The sequence below is a fragment of the Mucilaginibacter gossypii genome, assembly GCF_900100945.1.
In the GTDB taxonomy this organism is placed as follows: domain Bacteria; phylum Bacteroidota; class Bacteroidia; order Sphingobacteriales; family Sphingobacteriaceae; genus Mucilaginibacter; species Mucilaginibacter gossypii.
The window spans coordinates 539,003-564,385 of the sequence record NZ_FNCG01000004.1; the positions used below are offsets into that span (position 1 = coordinate 539,003).

Below are 25,383 nucleotides of genomic sequence, written 5' to 3' on the forward strand. Positions count from 1 at the left end.
ATCAATATTTTGAAAATGAATAACTGATGCCCAGGGTGTAAGTACGTGGCGGCGCGGCGTTATAGGTATCGCCGTACTGGCTGCTGGTTACTGTTGTAGCGTAAAGCTTATTGGTTAAGTTAAGCACATTGAACCAGATGCCCGCGCCTTTTAATACGCTGCTTTTTACATCATAACCCAGACGCAGGTTGTAAATATCATAACCTGAGTAAGTTTTGGTATTGGCTGGGTTGGTGTAGTATTGATTAATGTGCTGCCACTCTGTTGCTATCCTGAAACCAGGAAAGTACTGCGGCTTGTATGTGAGTTCGGAGTTGGCAATCCAGGCTGGTGCGTTGTTCATGCGTTTGCCATCATAGTTGGTTACCGTGTTGGTGCCGGTGGTGTAATTGGTGGTCACCTCGCTGTACTCAACATAGGTATGTTTGGCATTGGTACCGCTAAACCTGAAGGTAAGCTCTTTAACCGGGGCCACAGTAACCGAGTATTCAATCCCCCGGTGACGTGTTGCACCTGCGTTTTGGTTCTGGGTAGTGTTATCCGGTAGCAATTGGTTAATGATTTCGTTATGGCCTTCCAGGTCGAATATACTCAACTCAAAATACAACTTTTTGTTAAACGCCGAAAACCAGCCACCCGCTTCATAATTATCAAAAGTGGCCTGTTTAAGCTGGGTAAGCTGACGTGAACTGTACAAATCACCTGTCTCTGGTGGTTGGAAACCTACGCTATAGTTGGCGTAAATACCTTTGTTATTGCCAAAGTTATAGGTGATGCCCAATTTGGGAGCAACGATATTAAAATTGTTGGTTTCCTGTTGTTTATACTTGGTTTGTCCGGCCGGGATCTCATTATCAAAGTTGTAATGAACCCTGTCATAACGTAAACCACCAACAATCCTCAATGCTTCAGTAGGCTTGACTTCATACTGGACATAAGCCGCGGTGTTGAACAACTTGATCTTGTAGTTGTCAATGTACCTGCCTGTATTACTGAAGCTGGTGTAATAGTTGTTAGCTACATCTTTGGTGATATCAAGATATTGGGCATAATATGAACTCGGGCTGTCATCCATATAAACACCACCAATGAGCCTCGAATGCAGGAAATCAAAATCAACCCGGTGCTGTGCCAGTAAGCCATAGCTGTTGAATTTTTGATCGTTTACCTGGCCGTTGCTGCTTTTGTAAACACCGTTAGCGTCGCGCACGTCGGAGATATAGTAACTTGGCAATTGCGCTGTAGAGTTATTGCGGAAAAAGAGCGTTACAAAAGTGCTGTTCTTGTCATCCCACTGATGATCCAGACGGGTGCCGGCACGAAACGATTTTACCTTGCGATAGGTGAAACGTTGGTTGGAGCCGTAGCTACGGTCATAAAACCGGGCGCTGTCCAAACTACCCGGAGTTTGGGTGTTCAGATAATTATAAGCAACTGAAGTGGTAAGTTTAGTTTTGGCGCTGAAATCATAGGTAGTTTTAAAATTGGCCGAGTACTTATCAAAATCAGAATAATCCTGCCAGCTATCGGTTTGATGGGCTACATATCCACCTGCATACAAACCAAATTTGCCCTGGGTAAAACCGCCGTCGGCATCAACACGGCGGTAATGATAATTATCGCCCTGAACAGAAACATTGCCGGCGTAACCTGTAGGCGGGCCCTGGGTAATAAAGTTAACCGCGCCACCAATGGAGTTACTGCCGTAAAGCGATGATGCCGGCCCTTTGATCACTTCGATATCCTTAACGCCCGACATGTTGATCTCATACAGCGAGTTATGGTTGAAGATGCCTGTAGGGCGGATAGGTACGCCATCTTCCATATACAGGTAAAGTGCATTGTAAGTTATAGGCTGACGAATAGCCATGGTGTGCTGTTCGTTACCCAAATTCACCATGTAAACACCTGCAACCTTGTTCAGCAATTGATAAAGGGCAGTGGCTTTGGTATCCTTAATTTGGGTAGAATTAATTTTGCTGATGGCGATAGGTGCGTCCTGTCTTGCCTGTCCTTCGCGGCTGGCGGTTACTACCACAGGTTGCAGATCGACAGTAGAAGGTTCTAAGGCAATATCAAGCTTTTGGCCTTTTATGGCAGATACCTCAATAATGCGCGCGCTGTAACCAACCATGGCAAATTTAAGCCGGATAATGCCTTGGGTATTGATGCTGAACTGCCCTTTGGCATTAGTCATGCCAAGCTTTGCACCTGTAGCTGCATCGGCATTGCAAATTGATGCACCCGCGATGGCTTCGTGGGTATTGGCATCTGTTATGGTGCCCTGTATGTTTTGGCCGTGAGCCAGGGTTTTAACGAGTATAAAAGTTATAAGTAGGATTAAATATCGTTTCATTATATATTATTACGGGAGTTGCTTCCCGGTGTAAAAATGGGTAGAGTAGAGTGTGGGTTGATTGATAGGAGAGTGTAAAGGTGTCTTCTACCCGTCATTGCGAGGTAAGAAGCAATCCCCGATCAGCAGGGTGGCTACGCAAGGCTCTCGGTATAGTTTGGGATTGCTTCGTACCTCGCAATGACGGAATGTTTAAAACCGATCATACGTAGCAGATACGATCCTATCGCAAAAGATAAAAAAGCTTACTTTGTAAAGCATGAGATTGCCGCGCTTCGCTCGCAATGACATAGTTTTCACACCATACCATCAATCAAAACCAATAAAAATGAAATGATTATCCTAACTGCGGAGGCTGGAATATCGTAGCCGGGCGATCGGCCGGTACGGTGGGGGTGTAAGGGGTTGAAATAACCTGCAACAGGCTGGAGTGGAATTTTACATCAGTTGAACTGATGACATAAACCTCCTGAAAGAGGCTCTTTTGCGACTGCCTTTCGTCGCTGGCCTGCTTGTCCTCTGCCTGTTTGATCTTTTTCGCGAAGTAGCATTTGCCATCGCAGTGCAGCCAGGGTCTGTTCCTGTTTTCGCAAAGCTTGGTAGCAATGTAATTCCTGTTCAGCTCAAAACCCGCGAAAATAAAAAAACGCGAGAAGTTGACCGTGATCAGTGAAAAGATGAGTAAATAGGCTGTAATACGTTGCAGCATGGCGCAAAGGTACGCCCTGTGGGTTTAATAAGCAACTTTAGTTCTAAGTCTTAAGTCGAAAGTACTAAGTCGGAAGTCTCAGTTTTAAGTCTTAAGTTCAAAAATCTAAATGCATAACCCGACTAAAGACTTTTGACTTAGTACTTTCGACTCAAGACTTGTCTCTTTTCAACGTAGCATGCAGGTGTTGGCCTTTGTAAACCAGGTCCATACCAATAGAATCCTGATAAACTTTACCCGTATGGGGCGAACTGCCTCCCGGTACCGGGATACTGAAAGAGAAATTATCACCGTTGATCATGCCGTCGGTAATCGCTACATCCCCTTGTGGCGCATGGGCGGTGCCGGTAAGCTTGCCGCTATCGATCCTAAAAGTGTAGCTTAATGGAAAATGATCATCTCCGGGAAGTTTTAATGAACCTATCCATCTGCCGTTAATATCGGCCATCGAAATAAAACTGAAAGCGGTAATAATAACAAACGCACTGATCACCAGGAACTCTTTTTTCATTGTTGATATAGTTTAAGCAGATACCTATATGCTGTAATTTTAAACTATATACAATTTTATTGCCTTTAAGTTTAAAAAAAAGAAAAACCTTACCGGACGGGTAAGGTTTTTCTTTTTTGATATTTAAGATACATCATCCTGAACTTGTTTCAGGATCCCACGAGACAGGCAGACCATGCAAGCTTGCTTAGCAAGTGGGGTGCTGAAGTAAGTTCAGCATGATTATCTTGTTATCAAATAAGGTTATTTCTTTTCAACCGATCTTTTCAATACCGAGCTGCTTTTTGAGCCATTGATATCCAGTTCAACGCTAACCGAATCGCCCATGAATTTGCCTGTATGAGGTATCACGATACCGCTGGTGGCTACTGTAAATGAAAAGTCGGTACCATTGGTTTTGCCTTCTTTAATGTCAACGTCGCCTTCCGGAGTTAAGGCTGTGCCGGTCAGTTTATCGCCATCAACCTTAAAATTATAAAGCAGTGGGTATTCCTGGCCGTCGCTTGTAACTAATTTGCCTGCCCATTTGCCGTTAAGATCAGCTATAGCTGCAAGACATATCATAAAGCAGCTTACCAATAAGGTAGTAGTAAAAATCTTTTTTTTCATAAATGTGAATTTTGGTTTATAAATATAAGCACCTTGATTTCTAGGATGAAATGATTACATGATATTTTATGATGTGAAATTTAAATATCATGTAATTCTTAAATCAGGAAATTAAGGTTGTTGAGCTCTTTTTAAAGTGCTATGTACTTTTGAACCATTGGCTTCAATATCAACACCTACCGAATCGCCATAGAATTTGCCTGTATGGGCAATGTGGATATCTTCGATGCTTACGGTAAATTTGAAACTGTCGCCCGTTATTTTGCCGTCTTCAATCGGCATATCGCCTTTAGGTGTTTTGGCTGTGCCGGTTAGTTTGTCCCCATCAATCTGAAAATTATAAAGCAATGGATAAATTTCACCGGTTTCTGTTTCAAGCTTGCCTTCCCACTTTCCGGCAATTCCGGCAATGGCTGCAAAGCAAACCGCAATACAAACTATTACAAGGGCTAAGGTTAAAAAAGTCTTTTTCATAGCTGTTGTTTTCATCGGTAAATGTAAAATCGATATTAAACCAAAACGTAAACTGTACATTAAATTTACTGCCTGCAGTATTATCGATTTATGAACAAAAACTGTACTATAACAGCCAGGTAATTAATGCTGGATTGTTTTTTTACTTTCATTTGTATTTAGGAGCATTTTTTGACTATCTCTAAATAAATGTTAATGATACATTTCCAATTATTCAAAATGATTGTACCTTTAAATCTGCATACTAACCGGGCGAAATCCTGTTTCGCTTTTCACTTTTAAACAACCTATAATAATGAAGAAAATTTTTACCGCATTGCTATTGTTGGGTGGTACATATCTGGGCGCTTCGGCTCAGGATGTTCAGCTTAACAAAGGCTGGAAATTTGCCGTGGGTGATTCTGCCCAATGGTCGTCCCCAACTTTTAACGATCAAAACTGGCAAAACATTGATGTCGCCCATTCCTGGGAACCGCAGGGACACCCTAATTACGATGGCTTCGGCTGGTACCGTATCCACGTAGTAATCCCTTCATCGCTTAAGGAGAAAGCCTATTTAAAAGATAGCCTCCGCTTAAGCCTGGCCAGTGTTGATGATAACGACGAAGTGTATTTAAACGGAAAGCTTATCGCCAAATATGGCGGTCACAGCGGAACCATTAAAGATGGCAATTACGGGCCGCGCACTTATAGTATCCCGGCTTCAGATCCTGCAATTTTGTGGGATAAAGAAAACGTACTGGCCATCCGTATTTACGATACCGGGGGCGACGGTGGTATTTACGGCGATAACTTTTCTATTGCCATGGCCGATGTAATGGATCACGTTACAGTTAATACCGATGGCGATTTTAGTTTCCAGGAAAATAACAGCCTGGCCAAATCAGTTAAATTGGTAACCACCAATAAATACCAGTACCAGGGTACTTTGGCTTTTAAAGTTACCGATCCTGAAACGGGCGCCGTAATCTACGAAAAAACAAACCCTGCAAACTTTACCACAGGCAAGCCTTTTACCTATTCGTTTGTGATAGCCCGGTTAGCAAAAAAATCGTATACCATAGCTTATACTTTTACAGATCAAAAATCTGGTAAAGAGATTGTTAAAACCGAAACTACGCCTTATGTACTTACGCCTTACCCATCGCCCAGGCCAAAAATTAACGGAGCCGATGTTTACGGTGCAAGGCCTGGTAACCCTTTCCTTTATCTGATCCCGGCAACCGGTAAAAAGCCGCTTAACTATAAAGCTGCGGGCTTGCCTGCCGGCTTAACGCTTGATGCTAAAACGGGTATCATTTCGGGTGTGGTAAGCCAAAAGGGAGATTATCCTGTAACGCTTACCGTTACCAATAGCTTAGGCAATAAAACCAAAACACTAACTATTAGCATTGGCGATAAAATTGGCCTTACCCCGGCCCTTGGCTGGAACAGCTGGAATGCCTGGGGCTTGAGCGTTAATGACGAAAAAGTAAAGATCTCGGCTAAAGAAATGTCGGAGAAATTAAGTGCTTATGGCTGGAACTATATCAATATCGACGATGGCTGGGAGGCGGAAAACCGTGCTGCCGATGGTGCCATCGTAGCTAACAGTAAGTTTCCGGATATGAAAGGTTTAACTGATTATGTACACAGCCTTGGCCTGCATACCGGGATTTATTCATCGCCTGGCCCGCGCACCTGCGGCGGCTTTTTGGGCAGCTGGCAGCATGAAGACCAGGATGCCAAAACTTATGCCGACTGGGGTTTTGATTATTTAAAATACGACTGGTGCTCCTACTCGGAAGTTACCCCTCCGCATCCCGACCTGCCTGCACTTAAGAAACCATATGAAGTAATGCGCACCTCTTTAAATAAGGTAAACCGCGATATTATGTTCAGTTTTTGCCAGTACGGCTGGGGTGATGTTTGGAAATGGGGTGCCGAAACCGGCGGCAACAGCTGGCGTACCACCGGCGATATCCAGGATACCTGGAGAAGTATGAGTGATATTGGCTTTAGCCAGGATCCTGCTTCGCCTTACGCTGGTCCGGGGCATTTTAATGATCCGGATATGCTGGTTGTAGGCAAAGTAGGCTGGGGGCCAAGCCTGCACAATAGCCGTTTAACTTATGATGAGCAATATACCCACATCAGTTTATGGAGCCTGCTGTCTGCGCCGCTGTTAATCGGCTGCGATATGGGGCACCTGGACAGGTTTACGCTTAGCCTGTTAACGAATGATGAAGTACTGGCTATTGACCAGGATGCCTTAGGCAAAGGTGCAAGACAGGCTTCTAAAACAGATGAGCAGCAGATTTGGGTAAAAGAGCTCACCAAAGGCGAAAAAGCAATAGGTTTCTTTAACACATCTGATAAATATCAAACTGTTAACCTGGAAGCTAATGACAAGCTGTTAAAAGGCTTTACCAAAGCCCGTGATGTTTGGGAACAGAAATACCTGATAGCGGTTAACCACAAATATACTTTCAAAATCCCACCGCATGGCGTAAAGCTTATTAGGGTTATGTAAGGATTTAGGGTAGGGAGATAAAAAACACGCGTCGTTGCGAGGTGCGAAGCAATCCCCGATGAGCAGGGCCACCCTGTATAGTTTGGGATTGCTTCGTACCTCGCAATGACGCTTTTTATTTGATTAGCTGATTTTATAAAAATCAATTTGGCACATCGTTTCATGTCCCCTCAGGGTCTCTCGCAGAGGACCTTGAGGTTCACTGCGTTTTGGTTAGAACAGCTGATCTGGCGTATATCAATCTGCATGACGTATACATCAGGGTCCTCTGCGAGAGACCCTGATGGGACGTTGATAGCAAAAATGGCCTATATCTATTCGATAAAGGCCATTTTTATATAACGTAGTTTGAAAATCAATTTGGCACATCGTAATGATATACCGGCGAAAAAACTCCTTCACTTGTAGTGTAGTAGCCTTTACCATCGGGCTGAAAACCTATCGCCTCGCCCTGTTTTTCAACTTTGTAGGTAAGTTCCTGTGGCTTGCGTACCATAGTTTCCCATATGGGTTCGTTATGCTGGCGGCGCCAGTAGTAAACTTTGTCGTAACTTTTTAGCAGGATCTGCTGCCCGTCTTTAGAGATATCGCCGGCTGTGATCCATTTAAAAGGTTTAAAGCCCGCGAAGTACAATTTGCAGCGTTTGGTTAATACTGTTGTTGTATTGGCCTGGTATTTTAACGGACTGGTGTAAACCGCAACGGTATCACCCCTTTTACTTACAATGATCAATTGCTTGCCTATCGGGTCAATCATCAAAGTTTCAGCATCTTTGGGGCCATCCGGATATTTAAAATCTGCCCGTACAGCTTGTGTGTTTGTAATAGCCTTATCGCCTGTAGCCCATGATTTTTTTTCGGCCATGCGGTAAACTGTAATATATGGCCTGTTTTGATTGTTATCGCCTATATCGCCAAGGTAAACGTAGCTTTTACCTTTTTCCGGTCCGGGGCCAACATCAATATCTTCACAATCCTGTACGCCCAGCTTTTGAGTGCTGTCACCCTTAAAATAAATGGTTGATTTGAGTTTGCCTTCGGCTGTTATAGCAAAAAAACGGCTTGTATCGCCGCTGTCGTTATGTACATAATAGGTGTCGGGGCTAATGGATGACGCCGCAATACCCGACGTTTCATCCATCTCTTTATCATTTAGGGTGCCTGTAATGTCCTGCCTGTCGAGCAGCCTGTGCTTGGCGAAGGCCCCCATGAAAAGTAGGGATACAATGGGTAAGAGTATATTTAATTTTTTTGACCGGCTCATTCTGTTTCTTGCAAACAATAACGCAAATAAAGCGCATTAGTATGAAGTTGACATTAATTATTTGATTTTGTTACGACTATATGAAAATTATATAACAAACAGGGCAATGGTACACAATATTCGTACCACGAAACATTTATGCCGATTCAAAGGCATGTAATAAGGCGCTTTGCCGGAATATTTCTGCAGGGGTACGGTAATCGGCCAGTTCAAGTTCCTGAACATATTTGCAATTGCAGGGGTGCCCGGGTTCAATAAAAACAGGCATATCATAGCCCAGTTGCTGGTAGTATGGAGTGATGAACGCTTTTACAGGCAGTTCGTTTGCTGCGGAAACAACATTAGGCGTAAGTTTTTTTAAGGGCTTTAAAAGTATTTTAATTTCACAAAGTTTAAAGTTGTCATAAAGCGGGATCCAGCGTATTACATCGTCAATACTAACTGCTATGGCATTATGTTTTACGCCGGTAAGGACGCCAATATTCACTTCGCTATTGTTTAAAAGACTAATGATCATAACCTGCTGACCGATATAACGACTAAAAATCACGAGCTGGGCTATCACACTTACTTGTTTCATTTTGCTAATTTTATTAGCAAAATACGGAAATTAGTTAGTAAGATGCAAGGGCGAATGCGAAATGGTTGACATTGATAATGCTAAACCATGATGTAATAAAATTGCGGTCATGTTCAATGGTACATGCCGAAAGTTTAGTGCAGCGCAATCGGTGGTTAGCCATTTAAGTTTAGTAACTTCATTGGCTAAGCCCCCCAAATTATATTTACAAGAGGATATAAAGAATTGCTAAAAATATTAGCTTTAATTAAATTAATCTTTATAATTTTATAATTCAGAACTTTAGTTTATAAAACAAGTAATCTATCTAAATATGGAGCAAATAAAAAAAGAAGATATCAATTTCGTGATAACTGATCTTGATGACACAATATGGGATTGGTTGGAGATGTGGTATCAATCATTTATGCCGTATCTAAATAGAATAGTTGAAGAAACCGGCATTAACATAAATATTTTAAAAAAGGAGTTTAAAGCACTTCATGAAAAATATGGAACGACGGAGATGTCGTTTATTTATAAAGAGTTGCCATCTATTAATCAGTCTTTTTATCCGATTTTTGAAGAGGTTGTTGACGGTAAAAAAAGTATATTACATGAATATAATTCTAATAAAAAAAATAATTTAACTGCTTACGAGGGCGTTATAGACACATTAAAGTTTATTAAAAATCAAGGCAGTAAAATAGTAGCGTTTACTGAATCAAATGTTTTTTTTACCAAGTATCGTATTAAACACTTAGGTTTAGATACTATTATCGATACCGTATATTCTCCCGAAGGTTATCAAATTCCTGGTTCGGTTTACAAACACTATTCAGAAGATTATTGGGATCTTAAGCAAACAGAAATTAAAACCTTGCCGAAAGAAACTCGTAAACCTAATGTTGAAATATTAAATACTATTATTAAAGATTTTAACGCAGATAAAAGTAAAAGTATTTATATTGGAGATAAATTAGATAGAGATATTTATATGGCGCAGCAAGCTGGTGTTACGAGTGTACATGCGGAATATGGGCATATAATCGACGGTGATAGATATGAGTTGTTAAAGGAAGTTACACATTGGTCACCGGGAGATGTGGAAAGAGAGAAGCAATTTAAATCTCAAAAATTAGATATACCCTCTCCCGATTATACTTTAAAATCTTTTGATGAATTAATAACATTATTTCGCTTCACTAAGTTTGCAGATGCCTAATCAAAACTCTCGTCAAGGTATTGATAATACTTTAAAAATATGGGAAAAGACTATTGATGTTCAACAGCATTTTAATGATATTGAATTACAAATAAGAAACTATACTTTAACTTTATTTACCGGCATAATGGCTGGAATAGGCTATTTATTAAAGGAAAAAATTAATATAGATCTTCATGGTTATATTATTCCCTCCTCGGCCATAGCGGCATTAATTGGTATGATAATCATGTGTGCATTTTACTTTATGGACAAATATTGGTACCATAAGCTATTAAAAGGATCTGTTAAGCATGCATTGGACATCGAAACATTAATTCAATCAACTCATCCTGAGATTAATTTGACTTCAAAAATAGGCGACGCAAGCCATATTAAATTTTTTGGATTGAAAGTAGATTCCGATAAAAAATATTGGTTTTTTTACTACCCTTTAATATCTATATTTTTTGTTTTATATATAGCACTTTTAAAATGGGCTTGATTAAACCTTACATTCGAAGCATAAAAGTTGTTTTCGGGATACTATTATTAATTGGCTTAACTATTTACGCAGTTAGACGCGAAATTCCGTTGAAACGTAATATTCAAGGTTTTGTAAAAGAGAACTTTCCTGTTTATAAAAATTATGAATATATTGATGTGCAACAATTAGGACATTTGGATCTAAAGTCGCAGATTCAGTTTGGTATAATTATAAGCCCCCAAGAACTGGATAGGTTGTCGTCATCTGATACGCGTGTGTTTGTTCACAAATTTAGACTCAATGATACATTATATAAACTTAATTTGTGTGTTAATTCAAAAGACAGTGTGATTGCTATGGGTAAACCACTAAAAGTTTTATGGTAAATTAACTTCCCGTGTTGCGTAATCGTGCGGTTCTATAAGTAGTCACGGGTATCCGGATCTCAATCCCTCGCTGCATATGCGCCAGTATCTGAAATGTTTTTGGGCGTGGGTCGGCAATGTGCTACCAATAAAAAAAGGCCTTTTTCAAGGCCCTTTCTCATTTTTATTATTTCTCAACATCAATAAGCTCCGGCTTTGTGGCTTCGGACTTGCTGAGGTCAATATCCGGTTTTGAAATATCTGTTAGCGCTACGCGGCCACGGTCTTTACGCAGGATGCGGTTAAACAACGAGATCTCCCTGTCGAACAAAAACTGGAAAAACAGTTTGGTCCATGAGGTGTGATAGTATAATGTATCATAATATTCCGGGGCAGTTTTCCTAATCTCGGGGAGCTTGTTCCATGGGATAGAAGGGAAATCATGGTGCTCATTGTGGAAGCCCACATTAAATGCTACCGCGTTAAGGTTGCCATAATAGCTGTATGTTTCCTGTTCTTCGGTAACGGTAAGGTAATGTTCCTGGATCCAGCGGGCGCCCAGCGGGTGCAGGCCAACTGAAAAAGAAAAGCTTAACAGCAGAAACGCTACTGCATGCCAGCCCATGAAATAAGCGATAGCGGTTGTAAATGCTGCCTGTAATAACCAGTTTGTCAGGATCCAGCCGTCAAAAGGATGGATTTCCCTTAAACGTGAAAGGCGAAACAATTGAAATACCGGGAAAAACAGCAGCCAGATTGCTTTACCAAAAAATGAATTGCTGATCAGTTTGGCTTCCCAGCGGTTAGGCAAATCGGCGTCAAGCTCATGCACACCTTGGAAAGAGTGATGCTTGATGTGGTATTTTTCGAATGAAATAGCGCTTGGCAATATCTGCGGTAAATTGGCAAACATGGATGCCCAACGGTTTGCGTTGCGGTTTTTAAACAGCAGCTGGTGTGTACATTCATGGATCATTACAAACAGCGCATGATCGGCAAAAGCGCCGAGCAAATAAGCCGCTCCGAAAACTATCCACCATGACTGGTCGCGTACAAACCAGGCTAAAACAACCTGGAAAGCTACTAAACCAATAATGGCCCATATGGTTGCGGGGTTTTTACCAATAAGCTTTCGCAATTGCGGAAACTCCTTCAAGATTTTTTTTGTGCGGATACGATGAGGTTCAGACTCCTGGGAATAAACAAAATCAGTCTTTTTAATCATATAGTGTTAAAACGTTAAATATAACGATAACGTGCGCAAAAGTTCATTTTTTTGTAAAAATTAATTAGCAATATTAGGAATAAACAAAATCTTCACGATCATTTCATATAAATTTTATACATAATTTACGTTAGTTTTGCTTAAAAACAAGCACCTTAAAAGTATTTGGAATGGCTTTACGTGTACCGGGCTCAAACTGTGCAACGCTTAAATAAATTTTGTGGGTTTTGGCGTCAAGTGTCATCGTGCGGGCCCGTTCGGCAGTTTTTAGGGTTTGGATCACCTCATATTCATCAGCCGATTTTTGTTTGATGACGGTAGTGGTGCCATCGCCGCATGAGCAAAATATAAGTTTGGTTTCAGGGTCATAAACTACCGCGTCAACACCCGCGCCAATTGGCAGGGTAGCAGTCACTTTACCTGTTTTGATATCAACAACACTCACCCCTTTATTTTCGCGGCAAACGGTAAACAATTTCTGATTAGCGGCATCAAGCGCTAAGCCTGTTGGGCCGCCGCAGGGGGCAAGGGGATAGTTTTTAACCACTTTAAGGCTTTTGCTATCAATAACATTCAGGCTGCTTTTATCTTCAAGGTTATTGTAGATTTTACCTTTACCGTCCGATACTGCAAACTCGGGGCCGCCGCCAAGTGCAACCGTGCCAACCTGTTTAAGCGTTGCCGGGTTAATTACCGATGAATTATTGCTTTCGCCGTTAAAGGTAAACACCCGGTCGGAGTAGGGGTCATACATAATGGCATCCGGGCCATTAGCATTGGTAAGGGCAATGGTAGTTATGGTTTTAAAAGTTTTTAAGTCAAAAACAACTACGCCATTTGCCTTGCCATCGCTGATGAAACCACGATTAAGTTTATTTACTATGGCTATGCCGTGAACGCCTTTCATGTTATCAATAACGCCAACCGGCTTTTCGGTATCCAGGTTAATGACATTTACAGCGGTGCCATGCGATACATACAGGTTGCGGTTGATCTTGTCTATAGCCAGGTAATCGTAACCTCCATCACCCGGTAGCGCGATGGTTTTATCGGCCACATAGGTTTGCGCGTTCAGTTTAAAAGGAGCTATACCTGCTATGAGCAAGGCTACGGCCAAAATTTGCTTTTTCATTTTTCGGGAGTGTTTATTGCCATGAAATTAAGTCCCGAATCTGTAAAAATGCTGTGTTAACCGCGGTGGCTTTCATTAATTTCATTTAAATGGGTGTTAAACCCTTTGCTGTACAATATACGGAGCATTGCCGGTAAAACAATAAGCAGTAATGGCAACGCCGCTAAAAATCCGCCGATAACCGCAATAGCCAGTGGCTGATGTAATTGCGCGCCCGCACCTATGCCTAAAGCAAGCGGCAACAGGGCTATAATAGCGCCCAACGCGGTCATCAGTTTTGGTCTTAAACGGGTACTGATGGCAAAGGTTATAGCGGCGTCAATGTTTTTATTTTCATTTTCGATAGCGCTTTCCTTAAACTGCAGAAAGGTGAAAATGGCGTTTTCACCAATAATGCCTACAATCATAATCAACCCCGTATAGCTGCCCACATTGAGCGGCGTACCGGTAATAAATAAGGCCAGGAAGCTACCGGCGATACCTAAAATGCCAATCATCAAAATAAGCAGTGCTATCCTGAACTGCCTGAACAGGAATAATATCACACCAAAAACCAGTAAACAGGCAGTTATCAGGATAATAAGCAATTCTTTAAATGACTGCTGCTGCTGGGCGTAAGCTCCTCCGTACTCCACATGGTAACCCGTTGGCAGGTTTACGTTGTCATGGATGGTTTTTTGAATGGATGTTATTACAGTACCCAGGTCGCTGCCTTCTAGCCGGGCGCTCACTACATTCATGCTTTGCAGGTTTTCGCGGTTGATCTCGGCATCGCCAGGCCTTAGCTCTACCGAGGCAAGTTCGGTTATAGGGATGAGTTTACCGTTGGGTAAAAATATATGCAGGTTATGGATATCATTCACGTTAAGCGAGCGGTTACCCGGGTAAACCATGCGAATGGGTGAGAGTTGTTCTTTCTCCAGTAAGCTGCCTATCACATTACCTTCCAGCGCGGTTTGGATCTGCATTTGCAGATCGGCGGCGGTAATTCCATACTGTGCGATTTTGCTGTAATGGGGTTGAATGCTTACCGAAGGACCGGCGATAACAATACCCGGCAGCACATCGGCAGTGCCTTTTACTTTTTCAACCAGCCCGGCTATCTGCCTTGACAGGTTTTGCAATGTTTGTTGATTATCACCAAATACTTTGATCTCGATAGGCTCGGCTGATGTGGTGAGGTCGCCAAGCATATCGGATATCACCTGGCCAAACTCAACCTGCAGCGCGGGTTGGGTTTCTTCAACTATTTTGCGCAAATCGCTGATCACCTCTTCGGTGCTTTTGGTGCGATCTTTTTTTAGCTGGATAAGATAATCGCCGCTGTTAGGCTCTGTAATAAAAAAGCCCATTTGTGTACCCGTGCGGCGCGAATAGGCAGTTACATCCGGATGTTTTATGATCTGTTTTTCTATCTGGCGCAACATCCGGTCGGTTTCTTCCAGTGATGTTCCGGGAGGCGATTTGTAATCGAGCACGATGGCGCCTTCGTCCATATCGGGCAGGAAGCCGGTCTCCAGCAATGGGGGCACAATCACAATTACGGCAGCCAACGCGGCAATAATGATAAGGCTTACATAAGGGCGCAGGATAAAGAAGCTTACCCACTTTTGTTGCTTAACTGTATGTATTTCTTCTGCCTTGGCTTTTGCTGTATTTAATTTAGGCTTACGCGTTACGAGCAGGTAAATTACCGGTAAACCGATCCAGGTTACAAAGAATGAACTCAGCAAGGTAATGATCATGGTATCGGTAAGCACCTTGAAGTAGGCCCCGGCCACACCCGTCATCAAAACAAACGGAATAAAAATTACGATGGTACTAATAGATGAGCCCACCATGGCCGGGAAAAGATAATCAATAGCCTTGCGTACCAAATGGCTGCTCAGCTCATCAGGGTGTTCTTCATGTACCCGGTGGATCTGCTCAACCACTACAATGGCATCGTCAATAATTAACCCTATGGATGCTGCGATAGCACCCAGCGTCATGATATTAAAAGTATAGCCAAGCCAGTACAGTATAAGTAATGTAAGCCCAAGTGTAACCGGGATGGTAATCAATATGGTTATACTTGCCTTGAACGATCTTAAGAAGATAACCGCCACAATAATAGCCAGGAGTAAGCCTACCCAAAGGCTGTCGCTCACACTCCTAACCGAATCGTTCACAAAATCGGCCTGAACATAATATGGCCGTATACTTATACCCCGCGGGAGTAGTTTTTTCAGCGCGTCAATCTTATCAGCCATATCGTTACTCACCGAAATTAGGTTGGCATTGGGTTGCTTCACTACGGCTATCAGTACCCCATCATGACCGTTGGCGTTGATGCGGGTGTATTCAATCCCTTCGTTAACCTGGATGCTTGCAAAATCCTTGAGCCGAACTATCCTTTTGCGGTTGTTGCTGATCACCAGGTCTTCCAACTGATCTTTGGCGTTGATGGTAGCATCAGTAACAGTGAGGTACATGCGCTTATAATCAGACAGGTAACCCTCTGATTTTACAAAATTGGTAGTAGCAAGCGTATTGCTGATAATATCAGGCGTAAGGCCTAATGAGGTCATTTTTTGCTGATCGAGCGTGAGCCAGTATTCTTTGAGTTTACCGCCGATCACCCTGATCTCCGATACCCCGTCGACCTGCGAAAGGAATGGTTTTACCGTGTAAGTAGCTAATTGCCTTAACTCGATAGGAGACAGGTTGTGGCTTTCCAGTGTGTACCCGCTTACCGGTAAAATGGAAGGGTTCATTTTGGCTACGCTGATATTTACATCGACAGGAAGGTCGTTCTTGATCTGGTCGATGCTCGACTGGATACGCTGCTGGCTCAGGTCGATATCAGCATTCCAGTTGAGCAGTGCTGAAATTTCACAGCTTCCCCTGCTGGTAGTACTGCGTACCAGTTGCAGATCCGGCACCTGCTTAATGGCATTTTCCAGCGGTTTGGTAACCGTAACCATCATTTTATTTACCGGCTGCAGGCCCTCGTCGGCAATGATTTTGATCTTTGGGAAAGTGATTTCAGGAAAAAGCGAAGTTTGCAGTTTTGAATAGGCAAACAAACCGCCCATAATAATCAGGGCAAGTACCAGGCCTAAAGGCTTGCGGTGGGTTATGAAGTAATTTTTTCGCTGGTTCATAGTATAAACCCCACTCAACCCGCTCAGCCAATCGGCGGAAAGGTTTAAAATAGCTCTCTGATCGTGGGATGGTCAGAAAGTTTTCTTGTATTTATCTAAGTCCAGATCTCTTTTTTAAAGCTCTCTTAAAAGTCTTCCCTTTAAGGGAGATTTAGAGGGGCTTACTCTACAATTTTCACTTTAGCCGTATCTGCCAGTCCATAATTACCTGTTGCTACAATTTTATCGCCTGGCAAAAATTTGGGGGTTAAAATTTCCACCCTGCCGCCGGTTTCAATGCCTTTGGTTATGGCAGTTTTTACGGCGGTAGTAGGATTGATCAGCTTCATTACCCAAAACTCCGTTTGTGTTTCATTGCTTAGTATGGCCGATTTTGGAAGTGATAGCGTATGCGGGCGTATCGTTTTAATGATCCGCGCTTTGGCTACCAAATTTTCGGGAATGGGATTGGCGCTGTTTACCTTAAGCACAATGCCCTGGGTTTGCGATAATGAATCAACAGCGGGCATTGATGAGCTTACCTGTGCCGTAAGTTTTTCACCGCCGGGCAGTACAAGTTGTACGTCCTGATTGTTTTTTACATAGCTACGCAGTTCATAAGGCAATTGCATCACAAATACAAAGCTTGAGCGGTCGCTGATCACGGCAAGCTGCTCGCCATCCTGCACATAATCGCCTTGTTGATGGTTGAGTTGGGTAACGTAGCCATTACCGGCAGCTTTTATTTTATTTACGCCCGAAAACTTAAACGTAGTATCCAGCACATTGATGCTGTTGCCAATGCTTTGCGCTTCCTTGGTTTTTATGCTGAATAAAAACTCGCCTTTATTTACATAGTGCCCCGGCAGGATATTTACCTTTTGGATATACCCGTTGGCATTTGCCTTAACAACATTTTTTTGTTGAAAAACAGATGTGGCGCTAAGGTCAATGTAATCAACCATAGCACTATTGGCAACCGTGGTTACGGTTACGGGCGTTTGAGCTGCTGTTTCTGCATCGCCGGCATCATCTGCAGGAGTGTTGCCTTTGCAGCTATACAGCAAGGTTAAAAGGCCTGCAAACAGGTATATATGTTTAAATTTCATGTTATTTATTCCAGTAATTGAGCTGATTAATGAGCTGCAGCTTATTAATATTGGTTTGTGTTTTAAGGTTTTTTATAGCAAGATAATTATTAATCGCCAGCACCAGGTCGGCTACCCGCACATCGCCGGTTTGCAGGAGTTGGGTGTCAACTTTTACCAGGCTTTCGGTGTATTTCATTTGGTCGTCAATCTGGTTTAGCAGTTTCTCTGAACCATCAATCTGTTGGTTTAGCTGGGCAATCTGCTGGCGGTATTGGGTATCAAAAAACGCTTTATAGCTGCGCCGGGTATCCTCTTCTAACGAAAGCTTGCGGTACTGGATCTTACGCTGGCCTCCATCATATAATGGCAGGGTAAAACTAAAACCAACGCTGGCCCCGAAATTTTTATACGCTGGTCCGCTCAGGAAATCAGAATTGTAACCGCCGTCGGCCAGCAGGTTGATCTTGGGCTTGTAGCTGAAATCAACTAATGAACGGCTATTCACCAGCTTAAGGCTGTCCGTTTTATACTGGTTGAAAAAGATGCTGTTGCTGATATCGGCCCGGATAGTTTTTTGAATACCGGGATCCTGTAATTCGATGTAACTGGTATCGGCAATGCCGGTTAAATAGTTAAGCGTTGTATAGTCATTTTTATATTGCAGCCTTGCCTGCGACAGTGTTAACTCTTGCTGCTTAAGGGTAACCAGAAAGGTAAGGTAATCGCTTTGGCGATAAACATTGGTGCGCGTTAGTTTTTTAAGCAGCGCTTCCTCCCGGTTAAGCAGGCTGATCACTTCCTGGTTAAATTTTACCTGCTGCAGGCTGCCAAATGCGGCGATGTATTGTGCAGTGACTGCTTTTTTCAAATCCTGTTCGGATATTTTAGCGGTATTGAGCACCGATTGCGACTGTAGCTTAACGGCGTCGATCTGCGCGGCGATATTTTTTTTGCTATCCAGCGATTGATTGATGCCTAATAGTGCATTAAGCGTATGCTCGTTGGTTATAGCAGGGGCATAGCCATAGCCGCCGGCAACCGGCGCGTAAAGACCGGCACTGTTAGCGCTTACCTGTGGCCTGTAACCTGCCCTGATCCGGAGGCTGTCCAGTTGGCCTGACGCAACCTGGTTTTGCAGGTCCTTTAACAGCGGGCTGTTGCTTTTGGCAAGCTCCAGGTAATGTTCAAGATTGTAGGTTTGTGCCTGTATAGCAGCACTAAACAGGCAAAATAAAAAGCCGAAAACCCATTTTATCCGGATGGTCAAAATAATGCGTATTGTGTTAAATAATAGCTAAGCTACACGATAATTCTGGAAAAAATTGGTAGGGGCAGTGTAACAAATTTAAAAGTTAACCGTGAAGATATGGTAAAGTTCTTCATAACTGTAAACCAGCTGATAACCCAAACTTTCGCAGATCTGTTTGGAGATAGTGAGCCCCAGGCCGCTGCCTTCGGATGTGGATGCTTTATGAAAACGTGTAAAGATATTTTCAGGATTCAAGGCTACTTGCTCACCGGTGTTTTTGATAGTTAAATTTTGGCTTGTGAGGCTGATGATGATCTCGCCGTTAGTTCGGTTATGCCGAACAGCGTTGATGATTAGGTTATTTAACAATATCTCAATAAGGTAATTGCTGGCATCAATTTCTTTTTCGCCAATTGTTGAAATAACCGTTATTTCTTTGTCGTTGAAAATATCTTCCAATTGATACAGCAAATCATCTATAAGTTCCTGCAAATCCAGGTGCTGTCGATCGTTCAGTAGTTTGTTCTCAATCTTGACCAATAATAACAACGATTGATTAAGCCTGCTCAGGCGGGATACAGCACTGTAAAGGTCATTGAGCAATTTACTTTGATGCTCACTAAAGTTTTCTGTCTGGATTAGGGTATCCAGTTTTGAATTGATCACAGCGATAGGGGTAAGCAATTCGTGCGAGGCGTTTTCGGTAAAGGTTTTAAGGTCTTTGTAGTCTTTTTTTACCCGTTCGGCCATGGCGGTAACTTCGGCCTGGAGTTCGTTAAACTCGTCGATAGTGGTATTGGGAGATGGCATTTCGCGGCTATCGGTAACGTTAAATAGTTTCAACTCGCTCAGGATACTGTAAAATGGCTGCCAAAGCCGGCTCAATATGAGGCGATTGGTAATTACCAGCACCAGCAGCAGTAATAAGATAACGCCAATGGTAATGCCGAAGATGATCTGGATCAGATCTTCCGTTTCTACTTTTGATTCAACTATCAGAATTTTATAATACCTGTCGCCAACTTTTACCGAACTGACCAAACCGCGACCTGATTCCGGCTCGTCTTTTTCGCGGTAATAAGTAGTGTTAAAAAATTCGCGTTTAACGGAATTGGGTTCGGCCGAAATAAAGGTGATCTGCTGATCTTTAGAGGCGAAAACCTGGGGCAGGTGGTGATTGAGCTTTACGTAATCAAAAACTTCCTGCTCTTCAACCTTAAGTGAATTGTCTTTTTGATTAGTAAGGATGAGGCTGATGGCCTGGTAATAAATGGCACCGGTTATCAGCATGATAACGATAGTAGCAATTAAATTTACCCGGTTATACCTTTCCGAAAGCTTCATTATTGATCGGCAAATTTGTAGCCCATACCATAGGCTGCATAAATATAATCCTTACCGCCGGCTTCCATTATTTTTTTGCGGATGTTTTTAATGTGCGAATAAATAAAGTCGAAATTATTGACCAGGTCGATGCCATCGCCCCATAAATGTTCGGCAATGGCGTTTTTTGAAATTACCTTGCCTTTGTTGGAGATAAAATAGATAAGCAAAGCAAATTCCTTACGGGTAAACTTTACCGGCGTGCCGTTTACAGCTACGGTTTTGGCCATCAGGTCGATACTGAGCTCGTTAAAGTTAAGCACGTTGCTGCCATTGAACATTTTACGCCTGATGATGGCAGATACCCTCGCCTTCAATTCCGAAAGGTGAAAGGGTTTTACCAGATAATCATCGGCACCGAGGTCAAGGCCCTGGAGGCGGTCATCGAGCGAGTTTTTGGCCGATATGATGAGCACCCCATCGGTGTAGTTATTGGCTTTAAGCTTTTTTAATATATCAATACCATTACCGCCGGGCAAGGTGATATCCAGCAGGATGCAATCGTAACGGTATAATTCAACCTTTGCGAGGGCTGCTGCATAGCTGGCCGCGGTTTCACAAATGTTGCCGGCTTCGGTAAAATATTCTTCAATACTTTCGCGCAGGCCTTCTTCGTCTTCGATGATGAGTATTTTCAAAACGTTTTTTTGATAAAGTTAAAACGCCAATTTGTACAGATTCTGGATTTTGAGCAGAGGCTAACAGCTATCTCACAGATTTTGTACAGAATACCTAAGCAAATTTGCATTTAGCTTGTTGCAAGTTAAAAACAAAATTGGATCATTATGTGGTGGATCTACGCATTACTTTCGGCACTGTTTGCGGCGCTTACAGCCATTTTTGCCAAAATAGGGATTAAAGGAGTTGATACCGACCTTGCTACGGCCATCCGTACCGTCATAATCCTGATCCTGGCCTGGGCCATATCGCTTTTTAAAGGGACTCATGGCGGTATCGGCAGTCTTACTAAAACCAACTGGACTTTCCTCATTCTTTCGGGCTGTGCAACCGGCCTTTCGTGGATCTGTTATTTCCGCGCCCTGCAGTTGGGCAAGGTAAGCCAGGTTGCCCCGGTTGATAAACTAAGCGTTGCTTTGGCCATAGCGCTTTCTGTTATTTTTCTGGGCGAGCCATTAACTTTAAAAAATGCCATAGGCGCGCTGCTTATCATTGGCGGCACAATTGTATTGATTTTCTAATCTTTTTGTAACATGCTCATATACAATGTAACAAGCATATATACATAACAAAAACATATTGTAACAAATACACTTCAATACCATTTAATTCAGATTTAATCCAATCTTTCTTATAAAATTTGTGGTTCCAAACACCCGTATTTTATAATGAAGTCTGTTTTTTTGATATTATTTTCTTTTATTTTTATAACCACCTTACACGCCCAAACTGTCCCCGGAGCCAAGGGGAAAATCACCGGTAAAGTTACCGATGCCACTACCAAGCTGCCGGTTGACTATGCCACCGTATCTGTATTTAAACAAGGCGCTGCTTCACCCTTCAATGGCATCAGTACCGATCCCAAAGGAAATTTTAGCATAAATAACATCCCCGCCGGGGAGTATAAAATAACCGCCGAATTTTTAGGTTTCCAGAAAGCAACTATCGAACATGTAATGGTTAAAGATGGAGCCGTATCATTGGGCGAGATCAAATTAGCTCCGGTTGCCAATGAACTAAAAGGCGTAACCATAACTGCCAAAGTACCTACTGTTGAAAACCGGATAGATAAAATGGTTTACAACCCTCAAAACGATTTAAGTGCACAGGGCGGCGTAGCTATTGATGTATTGAAAAAAGTACCGCAGATCACGGTTGATATTGATGGTAATGTGGAGCTTCAGGGCAATGCCAATATCCGTTTTTTGATCAATGGTAAACCATCAAGCATTTTTGGGGCCAGCCTTGCCGATGCTTTGGCCAGCATCCCGGCCAGTCAGATCAAAAGTATTGAGGTGATTACCAGCCCTGGCGCCAAATATGACGCGGCCGGTACGGGAGGTATCGTAAACATTATCTTAAAAGATAGCAAAGTGCAGGGCGTTAACGGCAGTGTTAACCTATCGGCAGGTACCCGCCGCGAAAACGGCTCATTTAACCTCAATGCCCGTAAAGGCAATTTTGGGGTTAACGCTTTTTTTAGCGGTAACGCCCAGATCAATAGTAACGCACCCAATACCCGTAACCGCGTATCAACCGATTCGGCCGCTAACAGGACCACTCTTTTTCAGCAGGGCAGCAATAATTTTAAACGCAGCGGTTATGAATCGGGCATTAATTTTAACTGGGATATCAGCCCTAAAGATCAGCTGACCGCAGGTGTGGGCTTTAATCATTTTGGTAACCATGGCAACGGAATTACCAACCAGGATCAAAGCGAGGTTGACGCAGCAGGTAACCCGATATCTGATATCAGGAGTATCCGTAACTCAAGCAGTAAATTCAGTGGCTACTCAACCGATGTAAGTTTGAATTACAAAAAAACTTTCGCCAAAGAAGGACAGGAGCTTGATGTATTATATTCATCAAGTTTTGGCCGTAATTCGTTCAGTTCATTTCAGCGGCAGGATTATGATTCGGGCATAACCTCATCCGGTATCTCCAACAACAATCCGGGTAAGGACAGGGAGACCGATATTTCTGTTGATTATACCCAGCCGGTAAGCAAAAACTTTACACTGGAAACAGGTGGTAAGCTTGTATTTAACCACATCAATAATAATGTGGTGACAGATACCCTTTTTGGCGGTAATGCTTTCGTGCCCAACCAAAATCAAACCTATGGTTTTACTTATGAACGCAAGGTATATGCCTATTACCTATCAGCTTCAGCGTCGGTATTTGATAAATTTTTGGATGTGAAAGCAGGTTTAAGAGATGAGTATACTACTACTAAGGCCGATTTTCAGGGAGTAAATATTCCATCTTATAATATCCTTGCGCCATCGCTTGTGTTTTCGCACAAATTTGGCAATGGTGCTGAGTCTGTTAAATTGAGCTATACACGCCGCATCCAGCGTCCTGATTATGGCGATCTGAACCCCTTCCTGAACATCAGCGATCCGCATAATATCAGTACAGGTAACCCCAACCTGAAACCCGAAAAAGGCGACCTTTTTGAGTTAGGCTATAACAAATCATTTGATAAAGGCGCCAATATTAACATAGCAGCTTTCTACCGTCGTAACACCGATGATATTCAGCAGTTCACTACCTTCTATTCTACGTTTGATGTAAACGGCACTACCTATACCGATGTGTCATTGAACCAGCGCTATAATATAGGTTCGGAAGAGCGCACCGGTATCAATATTTATGCTTCGGTACCGGTAACCAGTAAACTAAGCCTGCGTACCAATATGATTTTTAGCGACAGGCGCAGCACCAACCCGGGTTTTGCCAATGTAAGTGCCTTCGCATACCGCCTTAACCTCAACGCGCAATATAGCTTTGGTCATGATTTGAGCGCGGAGTTTTTTGGTAACTATAACTCATCGCAAAAGGGCATCCAGGGTACTAATCCCAAATTTGTATTCTACAATTTTGCCATTCGCAAAATGTTCATGAATAAAAAGGCGAGCATCGGCCTTACGGCTACCAATCCGTTTGCCAAATACGTGAGTCAAAGCTCATCAACCTTTGGCAGTAACTTTTATTCAACCAACCTGAGATTAGTGCCGGTACAGTCGTTCGGCATAAGCCTGAGTTATAAGTTTGGCAAGCTTGAATTTAAGAAGGAGCGGGAAAAAGAGAGAAACAATGAGCAGGATAATAATGGAGGTGACAATGGTCCTCAAACTGATAAGGGGAAATAACCTCACCTAAATCCTCTCCAAAGGAGAGGACTTTAAAAACAAAAAACGCGATGAGTTATCATCGCGTTTTTTGTTTAAAATATCTATTTAAAGCCCTCTCCTTTGGAGAGGGTTGGGTGAGGTCTTATCCGTTCTTGATCAGGATACTTTCAATGATCAGCGTTGTATCTTCACAGCTGTCGGTAGCAGTTTCCATGGCTGCAAAAACGTCGGTGTATTTAATTAATTCAATCGGATCTTTTTCATTATTGAGCAGATCGGCAAAGGCCTTATTATGAACTGCATCGGCCTGGGCTTCCAGTTTTTTGATGTTACTGCAAAGCTCAAAAATTTCGGACGATTTGTTCAGGTTGTTCATGGCGTTTACTGCCTTTTCAAGCTCGGTACTGGTTTTAAGGATCAGGGCAGCCAAATCTATCATTGGCTGGGTAATAACAGGTACGTTGTAAAGGTTTATTCTGCGGGCGGCCATGGTAATCCTGTCTGCTACGTCATCAATGGCCGATGCCAGTTCGCACATATCCTTACGGTTAAACGGCGAGATCAGCGTCCGGCCCGATTCGGAGAATACCCTGTGCGTTATCTCATAACTTTTAAATTTCAGCTTATCAATATGGGCAAAATTAAACTTCTGCTCATATGAGGTGGGGGCATTAACGGCTTCATCCAGTAGCCTGGCCATTTCGGTAACATTGGCTACAGCAGTGTTGAACAAATCGTAAAAAACCTGGTTTGAGTTTGGAAATATCGATTTTGAGTTAGTGCTCTTCATTGATCTGTCTTATCAGTCGTGAATTTACAGTAGTTATATTAAGTGGATTTTAAAATATGTCACTATAAATTATTCAGCGGATAAAAGTAACCATTAATATAATGCCAATTGTTAAGTTAATGTTAAGAATGGTTAAGCCAATGTAATAAAACGAAATTAGTGAGGTTGTAAGTTGCTGACTTAAAGTAAAAAGAAACCTGCTAATTGAATAAGGAAAATTGTGTAACATTTGAGTTTAATTAAAACAATCCTGCCATCTGCAGTATTGTATTTGTATTAGTCAATCCAATTATGAAAGCCGGGGAAAAGCATTATAAATGCGTAAACAGCAAAACAGGTTACGCCATTTATTACCATTCGCTGGGTAGGGAGCTCAGCAATGAAGAAGTGAAAGCCGAATTAGAAAAAATACGTGCGCGTGTAGCTATTCAAAACGGTATTTACCTTGAAACACTTTACTGGGAAGAAATCAAGCAGGATGCCGAACTGACGCAATAGCAGGCGCAGTTTTGTAGGTGTGTAT

The 25,383-nt window shown here is 42.5% G+C and carries 22 protein-coding genes; 7 read left to right on the forward strand and 15 right to left on the reverse strand.

Features of this window, described 5'->3' with window-relative positions; genetic code table 11:
* Position 1: 1 nt before the first annotated feature.
* The 5 genes from BLS28_RS11430 to BLS28_RS11450 form a co-directional block, all read right to left on the reverse strand.
* Positions 2 to 2,356: a TonB-dependent receptor gene (locus BLS28_RS11430; RefSeq protein ID WP_091166813.1), complete on the reverse strand. Its 2,355-nt coding sequence runs from the start codon at positions 2,354 to 2,356 to the stop codon at positions 2 to 4.
* 337 nt (positions 2,357 to 2,693) lie between these two features.
* Positions 2,694 to 3,065: a hypothetical protein gene (locus BLS28_RS11435; protein ID WP_090528324.1), complete on the reverse strand. Its 372-nt coding sequence runs from the start codon at positions 3,063 to 3,065 to the stop codon at positions 2,694 to 2,696.
* A 151-nt stretch (positions 3,066 to 3,216) separates the two neighbouring features.
* Positions 3,217 to 3,576, reverse strand: coding sequence for a hypothetical protein (locus tag BLS28_RS11440; RefSeq protein WP_091166816.1), 360 nt, complete (start codon positions 3,574 to 3,576; stop codon positions 3,217 to 3,219).
* A 243-nt stretch (positions 3,577 to 3,819) separates the two neighbouring features.
* Positions 3,820 to 4,185 (reverse strand): hypothetical protein, encoded by a 366-nt coding sequence (locus tag BLS28_RS11445; protein ID WP_091166818.1) that lies wholly within the window; start codon positions 4,183 to 4,185, stop codon positions 3,820 to 3,822.
* Between the two features lie 111 nt (positions 4,186 to 4,296).
* The gene (locus tag BLS28_RS11450) at positions 4,297 to 4,674 is read right to left on the reverse strand and encodes a glycoside hydrolase (RefSeq protein WP_143020737.1); all 378 of its coding nucleotides are present in this window, start codon (positions 4,672 to 4,674) and stop codon (positions 4,297 to 4,299) included.
* 280 nt (positions 4,675 to 4,954) lie between these two features.
* On the opposite strand from BLS28_RS11450, the gene BLS28_RS11460 reads away from it, so the two are divergent.
* The gene (locus BLS28_RS11460; protein ID WP_091166824.1) at positions 4,955 to 7,171 is read left to right on the forward strand and encodes a putative Ig domain-containing protein; all 2,217 of its coding nucleotides are present in this window, start codon (positions 4,955 to 4,957) and stop codon (positions 7,169 to 7,171) included.
* 355 nt (positions 7,172 to 7,526) lie between these two features.
* On the opposite strand, the gene BLS28_RS11465 is transcribed toward BLS28_RS11460, so the two are convergent.
* Both BLS28_RS11465 and BLS28_RS11470 read right to left on the reverse strand, forming a co-directional pair.
* The gene (locus BLS28_RS11465) at positions 7,527 to 8,435 is read right to left on the reverse strand and encodes a hypothetical protein (RefSeq protein ID WP_091166826.1); all 909 of its coding nucleotides are present in this window, start codon (positions 8,433 to 8,435) and stop codon (positions 7,527 to 7,529) included.
* 136 nt (positions 8,436 to 8,571) lie between these two features.
* Positions 8,572 to 9,015 carry a hypothetical protein gene (locus BLS28_RS11470; protein ID WP_091166828.1) on the reverse strand — a complete coding sequence of 148 codons (444 nt, stop codon included), beginning with the start codon at positions 9,013 to 9,015 and terminating at the stop codon, positions 8,572 to 8,574.
* Positions 9,016 to 9,328: 313 nt separating this feature from the next.
* Here BLS28_RS11470 and BLS28_RS11475 point away from each other — a divergent pair, with 313 nt between their 5' ends.
* Genes BLS28_RS11475 through BLS28_RS11485 form a run of 3 tightly spaced genes read left to right on the forward strand, consistent with a single transcriptional unit; the run spans position 9,329 to position 11,071 of the window.
* On the forward strand, positions 9,329 to 10,219 hold the full coding sequence (locus BLS28_RS11475; RefSeq protein WP_091166831.1) for an HAD family hydrolase: 891 nt from the start codon (positions 9,329 to 9,331) through the stop codon (positions 10,217 to 10,219).
* On the forward strand, positions 10,212 to 10,703 hold the full coding sequence (locus BLS28_RS11480) for a hypothetical protein (RefSeq protein WP_091166833.1): 492 nt from the start codon (positions 10,212 to 10,214) through the stop codon (positions 10,701 to 10,703). Before BLS28_RS11475 ends, BLS28_RS11480 begins: the two co-directional genes overlap by 8 nt.
* Positions 10,694 to 11,071 (forward strand): hypothetical protein, encoded by a 378-nt coding sequence (locus BLS28_RS11485; RefSeq protein ID WP_091166835.1) that lies wholly within the window; start codon positions 10,694 to 10,696, stop codon positions 11,069 to 11,071. Before BLS28_RS11480 ends, BLS28_RS11485 begins: the two co-directional genes overlap by 10 nt.
* 166 nt (positions 11,072 to 11,237) lie before the next feature.
* Here BLS28_RS11485 and BLS28_RS11490 read toward each other — a convergent pair whose 3' ends face one another.
* The 7 genes from BLS28_RS11490 to BLS28_RS11520 form a co-directional block, all read right to left on the reverse strand.
* A complete protein-coding gene (locus BLS28_RS11490; protein ID WP_091166838.1) occupies positions 11,238 to 12,275 on the reverse strand; it encodes a fatty acid desaturase in 1,038 nt (345 codons plus the stop codon).
* A gap of 130 nt (positions 12,276 to 12,405) precedes the next feature.
* The gene (locus tag BLS28_RS11495) at positions 12,406 to 13,407 is read right to left on the reverse strand and encodes a YncE family protein (protein WP_091166840.1); all 1,002 of its coding nucleotides are present in this window, start codon (positions 13,405 to 13,407) and stop codon (positions 12,406 to 12,408) included.
* A 56-nt stretch (positions 13,408 to 13,463) separates the two neighbouring features.
* Positions 13,464 to 16,553 carry an efflux RND transporter permease subunit gene (locus tag BLS28_RS11500; RefSeq protein ID WP_091166842.1) on the reverse strand — a complete coding sequence of 1,030 codons (3,090 nt, stop codon included), beginning with the start codon at positions 16,551 to 16,553 and terminating at the stop codon, positions 13,464 to 13,466.
* A 161-nt stretch (positions 16,554 to 16,714) separates the two neighbouring features.
* Entirely contained in the window at positions 16,715 to 17,641 is a 927-nt protein-coding gene (locus BLS28_RS11505) for an efflux RND transporter periplasmic adaptor subunit (RefSeq protein ID WP_091166844.1), read from the reverse strand.
* A gap of 1 nt (position 17,642) precedes the next feature.
* Positions 17,643 to 18,890: a TolC family protein gene (locus tag BLS28_RS11510; RefSeq protein ID WP_091166845.1), complete on the reverse strand. Its 1,248-nt coding sequence runs from the start codon at positions 18,888 to 18,890 to the stop codon at positions 17,643 to 17,645.
* A gap of 78 nt (positions 18,891 to 18,968) precedes the next feature.
* Complete coding sequence (locus BLS28_RS11515) at positions 18,969 to 20,216, reverse strand: sensor histidine kinase (protein WP_091166847.1); 1,248 nt, start codon at positions 20,214 to 20,216, stop codon at positions 18,969 to 18,971.
* Positions 20,216 to 20,893: a response regulator transcription factor gene (locus BLS28_RS11520; protein ID WP_091166849.1), complete on the reverse strand. Its 678-nt coding sequence runs from the start codon at positions 20,891 to 20,893 to the stop codon at positions 20,216 to 20,218. Before BLS28_RS11520 ends, BLS28_RS11515 begins: the two co-directional genes overlap by 1 nt.
* Positions 20,894 to 21,040: 147 nt before the next feature.
* On the opposite strand from BLS28_RS11520, the gene BLS28_RS11525 reads away from it, so the two are divergent.
* Together BLS28_RS11525 and BLS28_RS11530 are read left to right on the forward strand one after the other, a co-directional pair.
* Entirely contained in the window at positions 21,041 to 21,454 is a 414-nt protein-coding gene (locus BLS28_RS11525) for an EamA family transporter (protein WP_091166851.1), read from the forward strand.
* A 147-nt stretch (positions 21,455 to 21,601) separates the two neighbouring features.
* Entirely contained in the window at positions 21,602 to 24,088 is a 2,487-nt protein-coding gene (locus tag BLS28_RS11530) for a TonB-dependent receptor (RefSeq protein WP_091166854.1), read from the forward strand.
* A gap of 124 nt (positions 24,089 to 24,212) precedes the next feature.
* Here the strand turns inward: BLS28_RS11530 and BLS28_RS11535 are convergent, their stop codons facing one another.
* A complete protein-coding gene (locus tag BLS28_RS11535) occupies positions 24,213 to 24,860 on the reverse strand; it encodes a DUF47 domain-containing protein (RefSeq protein ID WP_091166857.1) in 648 nt (215 codons plus the stop codon).
* Positions 24,861 to 25,151: 291 nt separating this feature from the next.
* Between BLS28_RS11535 and BLS28_RS11540 the strand changes: the two genes are divergently transcribed.
* A complete protein-coding gene (locus BLS28_RS11540; protein WP_091166858.1) occupies positions 25,152 to 25,358 on the forward strand; it encodes a hypothetical protein in 207 nt (68 codons plus the stop codon).
* Positions 25,359 to 25,383: the final 25 nt, after the last annotated feature.